Source organism: Prevotella pallens ATCC 700821 (genome assembly GCF_000220255.1).
GTDB classification, from domain to species: domain Bacteria; phylum Bacteroidota; class Bacteroidia; order Bacteroidales; family Bacteroidaceae; genus Prevotella; species Prevotella pallens.
In genome coordinates, this window is the sequence record NZ_GL982536.1 from 1 (window position 1) to 809 (window position 809).

2 protein-coding genes are annotated in these 809 nt (G+C 35.2%); one reads left to right on the forward strand and one right to left on the reverse strand.

The genetic code is table 11. The features are described from left to right. On the forward strand, positions 1–376 hold a 376-nt coding region (locus HMPREF9144_RS13960; protein WP_006046522.1), incomplete at its 5' end, for a C-terminal helicase domain-containing protein. 31 nt (positions 377–407) lie between these two features. Here HMPREF9144_RS13960 and HMPREF9144_RS12545 read toward each other — a convergent pair. Further along, positions 408–809 (reverse strand): phosphoribosylaminoimidazolesuccinocarboxamide synthase (locus HMPREF9144_RS12545; RefSeq protein ID WP_006046523.1); only part of this gene is annotated, 402 nt, incomplete at its 5' end.

Sequence of the window (809 nt, forward strand, 5' to 3'; positions counted from 1 at the left end):
CGAATCTACAGTATTACCGGTAGTCAATTTTAGTATTACTGGACGAGGTAAACAAGTGGTTATGGTGGAAAAGGAAGAGTTTAAGATTGAAAAAGCTGGACAAAAAAGTACCACGTCTAGTTTTGAAAATACTGGGAACGAGTTAGTCAGAGAACAACTTCCATTGATCTTGTCGTGGGCGATGTCGATCCACAAAGCTCAAGGTCAAACTTTGGACAGAGTCAAAATAGATTTAGGTAGAAGTTTTGCTAATGGTCAAGCATATGTTGCATTATCAAGAGCTACATGCAAGAGTCGGTTAGAAATCAAAAATTTCAGGAAAGATAAAGTAAAAACATCTGAACATGTCAGAAAATACTACGAAAGTTTGGGATAAATAGAAAGCTTTAATAATAGATATCCTTAATTTATTCTTGCCATTTGTCACCAGTTAAATTTTCGTAAGCTTCAACGTATTTGCTCTTGGTTTCAGTGACAATGTCTTCAGGCATAGCAACACCATCTTTACCAGCAACACCATTAGAAGTTAACCAATCTCTCAAAAATTGTTTATCGTAAGAGTCTTGAGATTTACCAACTTCGTATTTAGTAGCATTCCAGAATCTGGAAGAATCTGGAGTTAAAACTTCGTCAACAAGAACGATGTTGTCACCATCTAAACCAAATTCAAATTTAGCATCAGCGATAATAATTCCTTTAGTGGCAGCGTAATCTCTGGCTTTGGTGTACAAATCAATAGCAATTTTTTCAATTCTATCACATAATTCTTTTCCAACAATCTTGTCAGCTTGTTCTTTGGTGATATTTTC